Genomic DNA, 17,288 nt, shown 5'->3' with positions numbered 1-17,288 from the left:
CTGCTCCGGCTAAATACAAATTAACAGTCTATCATTCGCATATAGCAATTAATTACATAGTCTGGCAACCTATATGTACTATAAAGTAATAGTACCAATTACTGCTGACTGCCTTTATCTTCAATCTTCATGAGACAATCGCCACTTTCGATACGACTGCCTTCACGAACATATACTTCACCAACCAAACCGTCGATAGGAGAAGTAATCGTTGTTTCCATCTTCATAGCTTCTGTAACGATAAGCGGTTCTCCTTTTACAACAGCCTGTCCGTTTTTAACCAAAATCTTAACAACGGATCCCGACAAGGTGGCACCGATTTCGCCCGGCTGCGTCTTATCTGCTTTATGACGAACTACGCCGGTGGTCTTAACGTGTTTATCCTGAATCTTGATATCACGGGGCTGACCGTTAAATTCAAAGCTTACTATACGCTTGCCATCTTCATCGGCTTCGCTAACGTGAATCAATTTAATGATGAGCATCTTACCTTTTTCAATGACAACGTGAATCGCCTCACCACGACGCATCCCGAAGAAGAATGTCGGCGTATCCAGTACGGAAATATCACCGTAATCCTTGGTAAATTCTACATAATCGCTGAATACCTTCGGATATAAACAATAAGCAATCACATCTTCATCGGTAGTGCCGGCACCCATATCAGCTAGTTTCTTGCGTACATCCTCAAAGTCTACCGGTTGTAATGCTGCCCCCGGGCGCTGCGTTAACGGCTGTTTCCCTTTCAATACAATCTTTTGCAATTTTTCCGGGAATCCTTGATACGGCACACCCAAACGCCCTTCGAAGAATTCCACTACCGATTGCGGGAAGTCCAAGGTTTCACCTTTCTCGTAGATATCTTGTTCGGTCAAACCATTTTGCACCATATACAACGTCATATCACCAACAACCTTAGAAGACGGAGTTACCTTGATAATATCGCCGAACATCATGCTGACCTGATGGTATACCTTCTTAATTTCCGGCCACCGATCGCCAAGGCCTACACTCTTAGCCTGCTGCTGCAAATTTGAAAATTGTCCGCCCGGCATTTCATGCTGATACACTTCTGTGCTCGGAAACGGAGAGGTGTGGTCTACCCCTTTATAGTATGGACGAATTGATGCAAAATAGTGGGACATGCTTTCCATGTAGTCCACATCCATAGACGGCTGGCGTTCATGACCTGTTAAACCATAATACAAGGAATTCATACTCGGTTGGCTAGTGCCATTAGCAAATGCCGAGTAGGCTACATCGACTACATCTACGCCTGCATCAATAGCACGACCATAGGTATAAATAGCATTGCCGGCCCCTTCATGTGTATGTAAGTGAATCGGCAAATCAACAGCATCTTTCAAAGCGGATACCAAGTTATACGCAGCCTGTGGTTTCAACAAGCCTGCCATATCCTTGATAGCGATAATATTAGCCCCTGCATTGGCAAGTTCCTTCGCCATATTTACATAGTAAGCCAAATTATATTTAGGACGAGATGCATCTAAAATATCTCCGGTATAACACAAAGATACTTCAGCCAATTTATTCTGACTACGAACTTCATCAATAGCAACATGCATGTTGTCCAAACTGTTTAAGCTATCAAATACGCGGAATACATCTACCCCGTTTTTAGCGGCCAGCTGAATAAATTTGCGCACTACATTATCCGGATAGCTGGTATAACCAACAGCATTAGCACCGCGCAACAACATTTGTAAAAGTACATTCGGTACTTCTTTGCGGAACATGTGAAGTCGTTCCCACGGATCTTCATGAAGGAATCGATAAGCTACATCAAAGGTTGCGCCGCCCCAGCATTCCAAGGAAAACAGATTCGGTACACCGCGCGCTGCTTCACCGGCAACACGAGCCATATCGGCTGTGCGCAAACGCGTAGCAAATAAGGATTGATGAGCATCACGCCACGTAGTATCCGTAAAGTAGACTTGTTTTTCCTTCATTAACCATTGCGCAAATTTTTCCGGTCCCAATTCATCAAAGCGCTGTTTGGTTCCGCGCGGCGGTTCGATAGCCAGTGTCGGCGGTAACTGAATCGGTTCAAAATCAGGTAACTCCTGTTTACCCGTACCGGCATACCCATTTACAGTAACATCCGCAATATAGCGTAACATCTTCGTACCACGGTCACGTTCTTGTTTGAACACAAACAGTTCCGGATGTTCATCAATGAAGTTTACATTACAAGTACCGGCCTGGAATTCAGGACTTTCCAATACATTTGTCAAGAAGTGAATGTTCGTTTTAACACCACGAATACGGAACTCACGTAAACAGCGAAGCATCTTGTTAATAGCTTCCTTCGGTGTCAAAGCCCAAGAGGACGCTTTCACTAACAAAGAATCATAATACGGTGTAATAACCGATCCCGTAAAGGCATTACCACCGTCAAGACGAATACCAAAGCCACCGCTACTGCGATAAGCTAACAACTTACCGGTGTCAGGCATAAAGTTATTACTTGGATCTTCTGTTGTAATACGGCACTGGATTGCCTGTCCATCACAACGAATATCCTTCTGTTCCGGCACACCGACTTCTTTATCGTGTAAGGAATATCCTTCGGCTACACGAATTTGCGTATGTACGATATCGATACCGGTAACCATTTCGGTAATTGTATGTTCTACCTGAATACGCGGGTTAACTTCGATAAAATAAAAATTACCATCGTTGGTTACCAAAAATTCTACAGTACCAGCCCCTACATAATGCACATTTTTCATAATCTGAACTGCTGCATCACATATTTTTTGACGTGTTTCCACGGGTACGGCAAAGGCCGGTGCCATTTCGACAACCTTTTGGTGACGGCGCTGTACGGAACAGTCACGTTCATGGAGATGAACTACATTGCCATGCGTATCCCCAATAACCTGCACTTCAATATGTTTTGGTTCTACAATTAACTTTTCAACATATACATCATCATCGCCAAAAGCCATCTTAGCTTCTGATTTAGCACGATCGTATGCATCCCGTAGTTCTTCCATCCGAGACACGGCACGCATACCGCGACCACCGCCGCCGTTTACTGCTTTAATCATCAGCGGGAAGCCATGCGTTTTAGCGAATGCTTCTAATTCATCAAAATCTTTTAACGGACCATCACTGCCAGGAATCATAGGAATATTAGCTAGCTTAGCCTGGATACGAGCATTTACTTTATCACCAAACATTTCCAAATGTTCTACATTCGGTCCGATAAAAATAATGCCTTCTTCCTTACAGCGTCTGGCAAATTTTGCATTTTCAGACAGGAACCCGTAACCCGGATGAATAGCATCTACATCATGTTCGTGTGCAATGCGGATAATATCTTCGATATCCAAATAGGCATCAACAGGTTTCTTACCACGGCCTACCAAATACGCTTCATCCGCTTGATTTCGATGTAAGGAAAGAGCATCTTCCTTCGAATAGATAGCTACTGTCCGAATGCCCATTTCATTACACGCACGGAATACGCGAATCGCAATTTCACCGCGGTTCGCTACCAATACAGATTTTATTTCTTTCATGGTCTTTCCTCCTCACGAAACAGCCTTCCCCCATCCTCACTTAGGAGATGGCCTCAAACCTACCTTTAATCCTACACCGTTGGCAGTCAATTGTCCATTAATTTATCTGCATATACGTCAAAAACCGGTATTTTCCAGCAGAGCAAGACAGAAAAAGGGGGATGTCTATTCCGTATACTATCAATACGGCTTACATTCCCCATTTTTTATATGATTTCTATCTATTTTAATCATCTTCTGTCAATCATATATATTTGTCATACTTGCCTTATACATGACCAACAAAATACAATGCTTCCAGTAACATAATAATCCCCATCAACCGTTTAAAGAGGCGAATCCCTCTTCGATAATCAGGTTTAGTCACCAAACCGGCCAATCGTTCCATCCGATTGGTCAGCCAGAAAATCGGTATTATATCACCTAAAATAAAGGCAATCGTCATAAGTGATGCCAGACGCCACCCCACCAAAGCAATCCCGGCAATAAGCCAAATATAAATAGGCAACCGGTCATACCGCCACGTCGCACCCACACGGATACCTTGTACCATAATAGATAAGAGGCGTTGTGCGGTAGAACTTTTTCTCTCCGTCCGTCGTGCCGTACGAAGCCCTCCTAACGGAGCCGGATGAATAAAAGCAACCCACTCAAAACACTGCAATGCCATCGCCACCAGTAATGCACTCCATAAATAATAGGCGCCTTTGCCAATTATCGAAGGTCCCAATATCCAAGAAGACACCACTCCGATACCGATAACTGAAATAACCATCCCCACTGCGAAATAAATACGTTTATACACATGTCCGGCCAAGCGCGGTAAAATCGTCGCTACTGTTTCCGGCAATAATGCGGTAGTAAAACCGGCGAGAAAAAACAGTAACACAATCAAGCCCTGCCCTTGCCATGTTTCCAGACCATGTGAAATAAATCCAACATATGTATCCAGCATGTATATCACCTATCGTAAAAATGCCTTCATCAATGAATTTAATGCAGCCTGGTCTTGTATCCCCATAGTTTCTCGTGCAGAATGCATGGCCAATAACGCAACCCCCACATCCATGGTACGCATCGTCAACATAGCTGAAGAAATGGACCCTACCGTAGAGCCGCCGGGAATATCTGAACGATTTACATAACGCTGCCATGGTATGTCGTTTGTTTCACATAAATCACGAACCGTAGCCAGCGCCATTGCATCACCGGCATAGGATTGACTGGCAGCAATTTTTAATACTACCCCACCGTTTAAAATCGGTACATTGGTAATATCATTTTTTTCACCGTGATTGGGATGATATGCATGAGCTACATCGGCAGAAACCATAAATCCTCCGCTTATATCGGCACGACATGCCTCCGCCGATAATCCCAAGGCATCGTAAATACGATGGATTATAGTCGGTAATATCATGGAAGCACCGCCTTGTTTCGTACGGCTGCCTACCTCTTCATTATCGAAGAGAGCAATCACACGCAATCCTTCGGCTTTTGCCTGAGCCGCTTCCGTGATACCTGTCAAACATGCCACGCAAGATGTCAGATTATCAAGGCGTGGAGAACTGATAAACTCATTTTGTAAACCCAAAATACATCCATCCTCTGCCGGATACAATGTTAATTCATAGGATAAAATATCTTCCGGCGCACAGCCGATTTCATTTCCCAAGACTTCCATCCATTGTTTTTCCGTCGGTGTTTCATCACCGCACATCATAGCCAACGGTAACATATCTTTCTGACGATTGAGCGCTACGCCATCATTCATGGCTCGATTCATATGAATGGCCAAATTAGGAATTGTAAACAACGGCCTTTTCATATCAATCAAATATTGTACCGGAGAGAATGGTGATGCTCCACGGCATACAACGGCACCGGCCATTGACAAAGGTCGATCCAGCCATGTATTTAAAATCAATCCTCCATACGTTTCGACATTCAGCTTACCATATTCTTTTTCCTTACTGATAGGATTCGGTTTTACGCGTATAGCCGGGAAATCGGTATGAGCCGAGGCAATGCGCATGGAAGAACGCACCCGACGACCGATATGAAAAGCAAACAGTGTCGTTCCGTATACCTTCACATAATAACTACCTTCAGACAAATGCCATTCTTCATTCAAAGCCAATTCTTTAAATCCATTTTCTTCCAGTATATTGGCGGCACTGCTCACCGTATGATAGGGTGATGTGCTCTGCTTTATAAATGTTAACAGATGCTCTGCTGTTGTCATTCTCGCACCTCCGTTATAATTAGTATTATATTGCCTTTATTATATCACATCTACAGTTGCAACCAAAACAGCACCCTCTTCTATATAATTAGCGAATAAGAGAGACACGCTACTAATAGTGATTGAATCACAACAAAAAAGAGCTATCCTCCGAGGAAAATCCATTGAAGGATAGCTCTTTTACGTCTGATTATTTATGTGCCCATAGAGGGGGTAATCAAACCCATTACCACAAGCCCAATACTTTCCACCATACAGAGCCGATACCAAGCCAAATAACAAGGTTAATCACCGATGCCATAAAGCCTAAGCGCCACCACGTATTTTGCGGTACATACCCGGCATTAAAGCAAACCGGCGACGGCCCGGCTGCATAATGTGTCAAGGACATACACAAGTTCGAGAAGAATGCCAAGGCCAACATAGCCAAGTACGGCGGTGCTCCGGCGCTGATTGCTACAGCAACGAATACAACATACATGGCCGAAATATGAACGGTAAGACTGGCAAAAAGATAATGCGAATAGGTATATACCAGTACCAAAATCAAGAAGGCTACAAACCAGCTGGTTCCGGCTACTTGTGCTCCCACAATTTTAGCAAACCAAGGAATAAAACCAAGCTTTGTTAAGAAGGATGCTAACGCCATCATGGTGCCCATCCAAATTAAGGTATCCCAGCCACCTTTTTCTTCCGTTACGTCTTTCCATTCCAATACCTTAGTAACAAGCAGGATCGATACGCCAAGCAAAGCAACTACCGTAGCATTGATATGTGTGAATTGTCCGGTAGCCCAAAGAATCAACGACAAGATAAATACGCCAAGCATAACCTTTTCACCGTAGGACATAGGTCCCAGATCTGCTAATTCTTTACCAATCATCTTCTGGATGTCGCGTGTATCCTTCAATTCCGGCGGATATACCTTGTAAAGAATAAACGGCATAACGATTAAGGCAACAATACCGGGAACAATAGCAGCCATAGCCCACATGCCCCATGTCATTTCCATGCCGAAGGACTCAGCAATCAAAGAAGCAACCAACGTATTACCAGCCATGGAAGTCATGAACATAGCCGAGGTAATCGTATTACCTTGATAAATAACCTGAATCAAGTATGCCCCAATTTTACGAGCTGTACTACCCGGTTCCGACCCAAAGGCAGATGCCAAGCTTTTTGTTATCGGGAAAATTACCCCACCGGCACGAGCTGTATTAGACGGTGTAGCCGGCGATAAAATCAAATCGCTTAACACCAATGCGTACGACAATTTCAAGGAACTACTACCGACGGCTTTAATCAATGAATAGGCGATACGTTTCCCTAAACCTGTTTTGATAAAGCCACGCGAAAATAGAAAGGCTGCTACAATCAGCCAAATAGCAGCATTGGAGAATCCAGATAATCCTTCATTGATTTTCAAGGTATTCGTCAATCCGGCTACTACAATACTGATAATCGATAATGCCCCAATCGGGAGTGGTTGTAAAATAAATCCTAAAATAGTACCTGCAAATATAGCAAACAAGTGCCATGCTTGTGGCTTTAATCCATCCGGTACCGGTGTAAACCAAATGCCCACACCTACTACGATGGGAATAATCCACGATAGATACTTCTTCATATAGTTCTGCGCCCCTTTTCTACTTAGAAAACATAACGAGTTACTATCCACCCACTAAAAAAACCTGCCTGCATCAAAGACGCAGGCAGGTACATATCCTACCTAGTATCCCCCTGAGTCTCCCCTCTCTACACCTACTTACCTATTATTGAGGCAATACGACATCTTCCAAGCCGGTCTTTTCAATGTCTTCAAGCTTGCCGGCATCACATAATGCGGCAATATCCGGATTGATAGGAAGTCGTGCCATTAACAACAAATTATACCGTTTCAGCACTTCATCGATATGGCTGTCCCCGAAAATTTTGTAATCTTTGCCATTGTCTGGGCAATGGAAATACGAGAAGTTTTCCACCACACCGATAATCGGAACCTGCATAAGGTCCGCCATCTTCACGGCTTTTTCTACAATCATGGCTACCAAATCCTGCGGGGAAGTAACAACCACAATACCATCTAACTGCAAGGACTGGTATACGGTAATAGCTACGTCACCGGTTCCCGGTGGCATATCTACAAACAAATAGTCCAAATCCTGCCAAATCACATCGGTATAAAATTGTTTAACCACATTACCAACGATAGGACCACGCCATAACACCGGATCTGTTTCGTTTTCCAATAATAGGTTAACTGACATAATATCAATGCCGCCTTTGGACGGTAATGGATACATGCCGGCTTCATCAACACGTGCTTTACCTTTTACGCCGAATACTTTAGGAATCGACGGACCGGTAATATCCGCATCAAGAATACCAACTTTATAGCCTTTACGCGCCATGGAAATAGCAAGCATACTAGTCACTAAGGATTTACCTACGCCGCCTTTACCACTAACGACACCGATTACATGTTTAACACTACTTAACGGATTCAACTTTGCTGTTAAATCCTGCGGCTGTTGCTGTGCACTACCGCATGTCGATGCAGAAGAACAACCGCTGCATCCGCCCGAACTACCACAAGCCATTATAAACACCTACTTTCATCAAGTATGTAACTATTTTTATATCCGGAGCACATGCTCCCACGCATGTTATTCTATCATACCCATTGTAAATCTTCAATATCCATCAAAAGCAAACTAAAAAAATAATCGATAATTTTCAATATTGGTATAACTACCTTATGAAAACTACCGATTATTCTTATTCTGCTGTCATTAACTATCAGTTAATCAAAATTTATAAATATAATCAAATTCGCTCAATCGCCACATACTTCTTTTGTCAGCGCTCCTACAATCTTCATGCCTTCCACGATTTGCTCCTTCGATGGGAAGGTAAAGCTTAATCGGAAGGATTGACCTGCCGGAATTCCATCAGCAGCAAAAGCAGCACCTTTCACAATCCCTACCTTATGTTCCATACAGGTTTCAAAGAAAACATCGCAATCTACGCCATCCGGCATGGTCATCCATACGAACATGCCTCCCGTCGGCGTTGTAAAACGCACCTTACTGCTGCCATACTTTTTAAATGTATCCAACATTAAATCGCATTTTTCCTTATATACTCGGGCTACTTTTTTTATCTGTTCATCATAGTCTATCGTATCTAATAGATGAGCCACAACCCGCTGTGTTACCAGCGGCATTTGACCATCGCAATTATTCTTTACCATCTGAATGGCTCCGATAATTTCTTCCGGTCCATATAAGAAGCCTACCCGCAAACCTGCGGATACAGTCTTGGAATAAGATCCGGCATAAATGACGCGATTATCTTCATCCATCGATTTAAATGTCGGTACAACTTCATCAGTAAAGCGGATTTCACCATACGGATCATCTTCATAAATCAACAAATCATACGTCCGCGCGATGTCATAAATAGCGCGACGACGTTCTAACGGCATGGTAATACCTGTCGGATTTTGGAAGTTAGGAATTAAATAAATGTATTTACCCTTTCCCGACTTTGCCGCCTTTTCAAGCGCTTCCGGAATCATGCCCTTTTCATCCATAGCGATGCCTACCGGTACTGCGCCGCAATTCCGCACTGCGTTAATGCCGCTGGTAAAAGTATAAGCATCCATATACACTTCGTCGCCGTCTTCACATATAGTGCGAGGCACTAATCCCAAATCCTGCCCGGCACCAATAGAAATTAAGATAGATTGTCCTTCTGCCGGCATATGTCGCACATTAATTAAGCGCTGCCGCGTAAGCTCTGCCAGATGAGCATCCCCCTGCATAGGACCGTATTGCAAAATTTCAATTGGATTTGTATGAACTATTTCATCAAAGGCCTTTTGAATTTCTTTAACAGGAATTGCTTCCGATGCGGGATTTCCAATGCCGAAGCTGATAAATCCCGGTATACCCGCTCCGCGTTCAAATACTTCACGGATAAAGTTTGGACCTTTGTGCATTGATTTTTTCGGTAATTTAAATTTCATATGTTACTACCTCTCTCCTACTGTTTACTACCATGTCGCTCTAAAGCGACCCTACAGATGTATCCCATTATACACAAAAAGAGAGTGTCACGCAAAGTTACACTCTCTTAACTACTTACCTATATTTTATTCTTCTCTCGCCTTGCGATAGCGACGATACAAATACCACAGTAGTCCGTAAGCCGCAGTTGCTACCACAGCAACCACACCGAGACGATTCATGTGCTCATGAAACATGACCGCATCATGACCGACGACTACCTCCAAGGCAGTGGAGGGAAACTTACCAATAAGATTGGCAATGATATAATCACGTAAGCTAATACGACTTACCGCCCCCAATGCAGTGATAAGGCCACTGGGGAAATACGGAATAGCTCTTGCGAACAGCATGACCATCAGTCCGTTTTTATCGCTAAAATCATCTACTTTCAGAAGAAATTTACTCTTCTGTATTAATGTCAAGGCCGACTCACGAAGAAAGTACCGCATGATGACAAAACTAATAACGACACCGACCGTTTCTGCCAGCCACGAGATAATAATGCCTGGAACTAACCCGAATACCAGTCCGTTAGCGGTAGAGAAAAAAATAGACGGCAGTACGCCAACCGCGTTAATGAATACGTCTAACACAAAACTGATGACCATAGCCATCGGGCCATAACTTTGCAATACGGCCGCTATATGCTTCACATCTCCGGTAACCGCCAAGTCTGCCATTTCTCGATAAAATCCGGGTTTGATAACTTCAATCCCGATCAGCAACACAATAACTGCTACAGCGAAACCTATCCGTATCCATGTTTCCGTCCGTTTTTCTCGTTTCCCCGACATACTCCTTAACTCCCTTGCTTTTCATAATGTGATTGCAATCGTATTAGCAAATGCTCTAGCTTTTCACTGATACTGATGATAATAAACGACGCGACAATACCAATAATAAAGCCACTGATTATATCCATTGGGTAATGTACTCCCACATATACCCGCGACAATGCTACCAATACCGCGATGGTAGTACAAACGCGCGCACCCCAACGCCGCCTAAAACAAAGCGACATAGCCATGGCTGCCGAAATTGCGGCATGATTGGACGGCCACGACGACGTTGCATCATGATATACCAAAAGATTGACAGCATGATCAATAAATGGCCGATCTCTAAAGAATAGCTGTGCTAGTATACCATTAATTGCCAAAGCCAAAACGGCGGCACACAACGCCACCATAACAGTGGTTCTATTGCGTAAACGTTTTTCCGCATTATCACCTCGTACTACCAGAGATGCTAAATACAATAGCATCAACGGAATACCCAATTTAGTAAAAAATACCATAGCCGCATCGAGAATTCTATAATGATTGGCCCATCCGTTGATCACCTGAAACCACTGATAATCCAGTGCTACCAAATATTCCATATGTAATTGCCTCGCTACACTACTCGTTTACAGGCATACTTCACCTGTTTTTCTATTATATGTATTATAAATGAAAATACAGTGAACCAATTATGCCTTCTTTTTAGCAGTTACCATCGTCGAAACAATTTCCGTTCCACCTTGATCCTGTTGCTGCCATCCCAACGCCACAACAGTAATCCGTCCCTCTTTAATAGAGGTTACATCGGTAGGACGATCTTCTCCTTTAAAAACAAGACTGCCCCCTATGTGGTATTGCACTCTGCCATCCGGTAATTCCTCTCGGCGTACAATACCATCATAAGGCATGAGACCCTGATTGACTACGTCGCAATGCTCCCAATCACAGCATCCCGTAAGCGGGAAGTTCATATTCAACATACCGTAATAGCCCTGATGTTCAAAAACTTCTTCAATGAAGTCACATACGAAAGGAATAATTTCTTTTCCTCGTTCTTCGGAAAATTTTTCCACAGATACAGCCAACCCAGGGACACCGAAGAAAAGCCCTTCCATACCGGCCCCTACCGTACCGGAATACAACGCATCGGATCCGAGATTGAATCCATTATTTATGCCGGATACTACCAAATCAGGTTTATCATCCTTTAATAAATAGGAAAGTGCAAATTTAACACAATCCGTTGGAGTCCCCGTTAATGCATAGCGCCGAGGGTTTACCCCCTCTCCATTCATTTCAATAAGCTGTACGGGATTATGAATTGTCAACGCATGCGATTTTGCACTCTGCTCCTTCTCCGGTGCCACAACCGTAACACGATGTTTCTGTGCCAGCCTATCTGCCAACGCTATAATCCCCGGAGCCATAATACCATCATCATTACTTACTAAAATATGCATTCCATCACCTTTCTTTTATTGTACAAAAATAACCGGGTCATAACTGGCTCCGGTTATTTTTACGTATACATTTCTCTTTACTTATCTTTATCTACATCACCCATACGCGTGAGTTTCACTTCACCCAAAGCCACTCCTCGCGTATGCTGCGTATGCGCCCACACTTTATCATGACGATTCAAATATCCCAAGAAAGTTACCGGTACCCAGGTGTACATAAAAATCGGATATACCAGATAGTACAACCACACTTTAGGCGGAACCTTAATCGTTGCCAATACAATCAGAGGGAACAAATACTGCCCGATACCAATAATTGTCCATACTGTAACCGGCAATATTTGATAAATAATATTCGTATACACCGGCACAAAGGCATTGATATAGGTCATAATCAAATAGAACGCTGACAGCAATAAGAAATAAGGCTGACTAATTTGGATAATTCCATCCAAAATACGATAATTGCCTTGCTTAATGCCTTCGATAAATAGTTTGGGAATATACCGTTCTCCACAATCAAAATGGCCTTGTGCCCAACGCTTACGTTGTCGCCAGGATTGCATAAACCCCAACGGTTTTTCATCATACACAATTGCATCATGAGCCCACGTTGTCTTTACACCGTGGATCAACAGTTTCATAGAAAATTCCATGTCTTCTGTCAAACAGTTACAATCCCAACCGTAGTCACGAATAATGTCGGTACGAATGCACATTCCTGTACCACCGAGAGCCGTGGATAAGCCAAGATTATACTTTGCCAAATGCCACATATGGTTTACCATCCAAAAGGCAATGGCAAATGTCCCGGCTACCCAAGTATCTGTCGGATTTTTAGCATTCAGATACCCTTGAATAACAGGTTCGCCTTTTTCCAAGTGATTATTCATTTCCAAAAGGAAATTAGGATGCACCAAATTATCGGCATCAAAAATAACAAAAGCATCATATGTACGCTTCATGGCAAAAACACGATCAAACATCCAGCCCATGGCATACCCTTTACCTACTTCTTTATCATTGGAGCGTTCATATACGGTAGCACCGGCTTTAGCAGCTACCTCGGCTGTTTTATCGGTACAGTTATCAGCGACTACAAAAATATCGTACAGCTCTTTAGGATAGCGTAAAATTCGCAGATTTTCCACCAATTGTCCTACAACAGCTTCTTCATTATGTGCACAGACAATAATTGCAAATGAGTTTTTAGGCGCATATTGCTTTTTCTCTTTTCTTCGCCACATTCCGAATACCGCTAATATAAAATAATAAATTGTATAAAATACAATAATTACTTGTAACGGAATCATGACAAGGTCAAGAAGGTAATCCATTTACGTCCTCCGCCCCTTACTGTTTCATTAGTGTAATTACAGTATTGCAAATACCAAATACCGCATATAACGAAAAAATCAATACCGGCCAGGAGTGCCAATCAAGAACCAATGCAATCACTGCTAATACAGCTACAATAAGTAACGCCGGCATATGCACCGGATCAGCACCTTTACCTTTAAAATCAGGATGATGGACATTACTTACCATCAAATACCCCACAACAATCATAGCTATCATCAATAGCCATGCCGGTATGTGAATACCACTCAATACATACGCAGCTGCCATACAACCGGCTGCCGGAATTGGCAATCCTAAAAAGTACCCATGTACATCATCCGCCATAATATTAAAGCGTGCCAGACGGAAAGCGCCTAAGACAGAGAATACCAAAAGTGGTACATAGCCTAGCCAACCATATTCTGTAAGCTCACGAGCAAATAGCATAAACGCAGGAGCAACACCAAAGCCGACTACATCGGCTAAGGAATCTAGCTCACGACCCATCGGCCCGGACACGCCTAATGCTCGAGCCACACGCCCGTCACAGCCATCAGCCAGCAATGATAAAAATACGCAGACAGCAGCTGCCGTAAAGTTACCTTGCGCCGAAAATGTAATACCGATAACACCAAATGCTAAATTAGCACCGGTAAATAGGTTTGGAAAAATTGATTTATTCATCGTTCAGCCTCCCGACAATAGTTTCTCCGCCCTTAACATGATCTCCCTTTTTAACGCAAATCGTCACGTTTTTTGGTACAAAGAGCTCCGTACAGGAACCGAACTTAATCATACCGTAAAGCTGCCCCTTTTCCAGGTTGCTATCCAAATCAGTCCAAGACACAATACGCCGCGCTAACAAGCCCGCAATTTGTGTCACCAAAATAGATATACGCCCATTGTCAATCCCAATAGAATGACGTTCATTTTCATAACCTACCGAGGATTTATACGCCGGTAAAAATCCGCCGCATGTATATTGTCTAAAGGTAATCCGACCTGCCATCGGTGCCCGATTGACATGCACATCGAACACGGATAAGAAAATAGTTACCTTTTTGCATTCAGTGCCAAGAAATGTATCTTCATACACTTCGGATACATCCATCACCTTCCCGTCCGCAGGAGAAACCAATACATTGGGATCCTCCGGAATTTGTCGCTTAGGACTGCGGAAGAAAAAAGTAAAAAAACAAGCTAATATGAAAGGAATAATTGCTACGTATACCGAAACAAAATATCCGACAAGAAAAGTAACAAGAAAAGTAATCCCTATGAACGGATACCCTTCTTTTACAATAATCCCTGTGGGCATCGCGCACCACCTCTCTATTTTTTTGCTGTTAATACGGCCCACATAAACCGCGGTAACGCCAACATCCGCAAGATGCGTTGCGGCTGCTTAGCCAAGCGATACAGCCACTCAATACGATTGCGTTGCATCCACAACGGTGCTCGTTTTACTACACCGGCCATAACATCAAACGACCCACCTATGCCAATAGCTACCACACCATCCAAATGTGCCAGCTTCTGGCTAATCCATTTTTCTTGCTTAGGCACACCCAGCGCTACCAGTACCAGCTTAGCACCGCTTTGGGCAATAGCATCTATAATACGTGCCTCTTCTCGGTCATCAAAAAAGCCGGAATGAGTACCGACTACGACCAATGAACCTACTTTTTTTTCTACATTGCGAATCGCCTGTTCAGCCACTCCCGGAGCCGCCCCTAAACAATATACCGGTGTTCTCCGTTTAGCCGCTTCAGCAAGCAATGCCATCGACAAATCACAACCGGCTACCCTTTCAGGGAAATGTTGTCCTTTCTGTTCACCGGCCCAAAGCACGCCGGCACCGTCTGCCACAACTAATGCCGCATTGCTTAATATCGTATGTAATTCTTTATCCCGTCGCGCTAACATGACCATTTCAGCGTTAGCCGTGGCTACTAAATGTAGCCCCGGCTCTTCATACATATATTGTACACGCTGAATTGCTTCCTTCATGGTCACTACGTCAACAGGTACGCCTAACACGTCTACTTGTTTACGCAAAACCTTACACCTCATCTATCAGCCGCTGTAATTCGGTGCCTCTACCGTGATACTTACATCATGCGGATGGCTTTCCTTCAAACCGGCAGCTGTAATTTGGATAAACTGTGTATTATTCATCATTTCTTCGATAGTATGGCAGCCGCAATATCCCATGCTTGCTCGCAACCCACCTACCATTTGGAAAATTGTATCAGCCGCAATTCCCTTGTATGGTACACGGCCTTCAATGCCTTCCGGCACTAATTTTTTTGCTTCCGACTGGAAGTAACGATCCTTACTACCAAGCTTCATAGCGCCCAAGCTACCCATACCACGATATACCTTATAGCTACGTCCTTGATAAATCACTGTTTCACCCGGACTTTCTTCCGTACCGGCCAAAATATTCCCCATCATAACTACTTGAGCACCGGCAGCAATGGCTTTGGCAATATCTCCGGAGTATTTTATACCGCCATCGGCAATAATCGGAATACCATACCGATGTGCCACTTTAGCACTTTCATATACAGCGGTTATCTGTGGAACACCGATACCCGCAATAACACGAGTCGTACAGATGGAACCAGGGCCGATACCCACCTTAACCGCATCTGCACCGGCTTCAATCAATGCTTCTGTACCGGCTGCGGTAGCCACATTTCCGGCAATAACCGGAACATGCGGTACTGCTTTTTTCAGTTCCTTTAACGTACGGAGTACGCCGGCAGAATGACCATGTGCCGTATCAACAATCAATACATCGACCTTGGCTGCTACCAATGCATCCATGCGATCGTACAAATCCTTACTTACACCGACAGCAGCACCAACCAAAAGACGTCCGCTACCATCTTTAGCAGAATTAGGATATTTTGTTGCTTTTTCAATATCTTTAATAGTAATTAACCCTTTGAGGTTTCCGTCTCCATCTACTAACGGCAATTTTTCGATACGGTGAGCACGCAAAATTTCCTTTGCCTTTTCTAACGATGTTCCTACCGGCGCCGTAATTAGATTTTCGTGTGTCATTACTTCGCCAATAGGTCGCGCCAAATTGCTTTCAAAACGCAAGTCGCGGTTAGTAATAATACCAACAAGTTTACCGTTTACTGTAATCGGCACACCGGAAATGGAGTATTTCTTCATCAATTCTTCCGCATCGGATAATAAATTCTGCGGACTAAGATAAATGGGATCAACTATGATACCATGCTCTGAGCGCTTTACTTTGTCGACCTCATGGGCCTGCTCTTCTATCGACATATTTTTATGGATAACACCGAGGCCGCCTTCACGTGCCATAGCGATAGCCATCTTGGATTCCGTAACAGTATCCATACCGGAACTGATCATCGGAATATTTAATTTAATGTCGCGTGTCAAATACGTAGTTAAATCCACTTCATGTGGCAATACATCTGATGCTGCCGGAACCAACAGCACATCGTCAAAAGTCAAGCCCCGTAGACCAAACTTATCTTCTCTCATGGTAACTTCCTTTCTCCTTACTTCAATACGCCTTCCGTGTGCAAGCGCTGTATAGCAGCGCTGTAATCAACATCTTCCTATATTCTATTTACGTTCGGAACGTAAAACGCCGCCTTCCATAAATTCATCGGCTTTCATATCAACAAAGATAACCTTTACTGCTTCTACCGGTACCTTTACGATATCAACAGTTGCTTTCGTAATTGCTTCCCCTAACTGTTTCTTCTGTTCCTTCGTACGACCTTCTACTAATTCTACATGAATGATTGGCATATCCATTACCTCCATCATTAATAAAGAGAAATAAA

General features: G+C 43.5%; 15 protein-coding genes. All 15 read right to left on the bottom strand.

Going from position 1 to position 17,288, the window contains the following annotated elements; translation table 11 throughout:
* Positions 1-98 precede the first annotated feature (98 nt).
* The 15 genes from Q5873_RS04780 to Q5873_RS04710 all read right to left on the bottom strand — a co-directional run bounded on the left by Q5873_RS04780 (position 99) and on the right by Q5873_RS04710 (position 17,253).
* Entirely contained in the window at positions 99-3,548 is a 3,450-nt protein-coding gene (locus tag Q5873_RS04780) for a pyruvate carboxylase (RefSeq protein ID WP_303059553.1), read from the bottom strand.
* A gap of 268 nt (positions 3,549-3,816) precedes the next feature.
* On the bottom strand, positions 3,817-4,503 hold the full coding sequence (locus Q5873_RS04775) for a hypothetical protein (RefSeq protein WP_205087380.1): 687 nt from the start codon (positions 4,501-4,503) through the stop codon (positions 3,817-3,819).
* 9 nt (positions 4,504-4,512) lie between these two features.
* Positions 4,513-5,793 carry a M18 family aminopeptidase gene (locus Q5873_RS04770; RefSeq protein ID WP_303059551.1) on the bottom strand — a complete coding sequence of 427 codons (1,281 nt, stop codon included), beginning with the start codon at positions 5,791-5,793 and terminating at the stop codon, positions 4,513-4,515.
* Between the two features lie 226 nt (positions 5,794-6,019).
* Positions 6,020-7,420 (bottom strand): anion permease, encoded by a 1,401-nt coding sequence (locus Q5873_RS04765; RefSeq protein WP_028255637.1) that lies wholly within the window; start codon positions 7,418-7,420, stop codon positions 6,020-6,022.
* A 145-nt stretch (positions 7,421-7,565) separates the two neighbouring features.
* Entirely contained in the window at positions 7,566-8,393 is an 828-nt protein-coding gene (locus Q5873_RS04760) for an Mrp/NBP35 family ATP-binding protein (RefSeq protein ID WP_028255636.1), read from the bottom strand.
* Positions 8,394-8,629: 236 nt separating this feature from the next.
* On the bottom strand, positions 8,630-9,823 hold the full coding sequence (locus Q5873_RS04755; RefSeq protein WP_303059548.1) for an aminotransferase-like domain-containing protein: 1,194 nt from the start codon (positions 9,821-9,823) through the stop codon (positions 8,630-8,632).
* A gap of 126 nt (positions 9,824-9,949) precedes the next feature.
* Positions 9,950-10,660 carry a TVP38/TMEM64 family protein gene (locus tag Q5873_RS04750; protein WP_288189956.1) on the bottom strand — a complete coding sequence of 237 codons (711 nt, stop codon included), beginning with the start codon at positions 10,658-10,660 and terminating at the stop codon, positions 9,950-9,952.
* Positions 10,661-10,665: 5 nt separating this feature from the next.
* Positions 10,666-11,247 (bottom strand): phosphatase PAP2 family protein, encoded by a 582-nt coding sequence (locus tag Q5873_RS04745; RefSeq protein ID WP_051245861.1) that lies wholly within the window; start codon positions 11,245-11,247, stop codon positions 10,666-10,668.
* A gap of 90 nt (positions 11,248-11,337) precedes the next feature.
* On the bottom strand, positions 11,338-12,108 hold the full coding sequence (gene surE / locus Q5873_RS04740) for a 5'/3'-nucleotidase SurE (RefSeq protein WP_288300833.1): 771 nt from the start codon (positions 12,106-12,108) through the stop codon (positions 11,338-11,340).
* A gap of 77 nt (positions 12,109-12,185) precedes the next feature.
* Positions 12,186-13,445 (bottom strand): glycosyltransferase family 2 protein, encoded by a 1,260-nt coding sequence (locus Q5873_RS04735; protein WP_303059544.1) that lies wholly within the window; start codon positions 13,443-13,445, stop codon positions 12,186-12,188.
* 16 nt (positions 13,446-13,461) lie between these two features.
* Positions 13,462-14,133 (bottom strand): CDP-diacylglycerol--serine O-phosphatidyltransferase, encoded by a 672-nt coding sequence (gene pssA, locus Q5873_RS04730; protein ID WP_303059542.1) that lies wholly within the window; start codon positions 14,131-14,133, stop codon positions 13,462-13,464.
* A complete protein-coding gene (locus Q5873_RS04725; RefSeq protein ID WP_205087387.1) occupies positions 14,126-14,767 on the bottom strand; it encodes a phosphatidylserine decarboxylase family protein in 642 nt (213 codons plus the stop codon). The genes pssA and Q5873_RS04725 overlap by 8 nt, the downstream gene beginning before the upstream one ends.
* A 14-nt stretch (positions 14,768-14,781) precedes the next feature.
* Entirely contained in the window at positions 14,782-15,507 is a 726-nt protein-coding gene (locus Q5873_RS04720; RefSeq protein ID WP_303059540.1) for a WecB/TagA/CpsF family glycosyltransferase, read from the bottom strand.
* An 18-nt stretch (positions 15,508-15,525) separates the two neighbouring features.
* Positions 15,526-16,980 (bottom strand): IMP dehydrogenase, encoded by a 1,455-nt coding sequence (guaB, locus tag Q5873_RS04715; protein ID WP_028255628.1) that lies wholly within the window; start codon positions 16,978-16,980, stop codon positions 15,526-15,528.
* Positions 16,981-17,064: 84 nt separating this feature from the next.
* Positions 17,065-17,253, bottom strand: coding sequence for a 4-oxalocrotonate tautomerase (locus Q5873_RS04710; protein WP_028255627.1), 189 nt, complete (start codon positions 17,251-17,253; stop codon positions 17,065-17,067).
* Between the last annotated feature and the right edge of the window lie 35 nt (positions 17,254-17,288).

This window comes from Veillonella magna (genome assembly GCF_959600285.1).
Classification (GTDB): Bacteria; Bacillota; Negativicutes; order Veillonellales; family Veillonellaceae; genus Veillonella_A; species Veillonella_A magna.
This window is presented reverse-complemented; position numbering and strand designations above follow the sequence as displayed.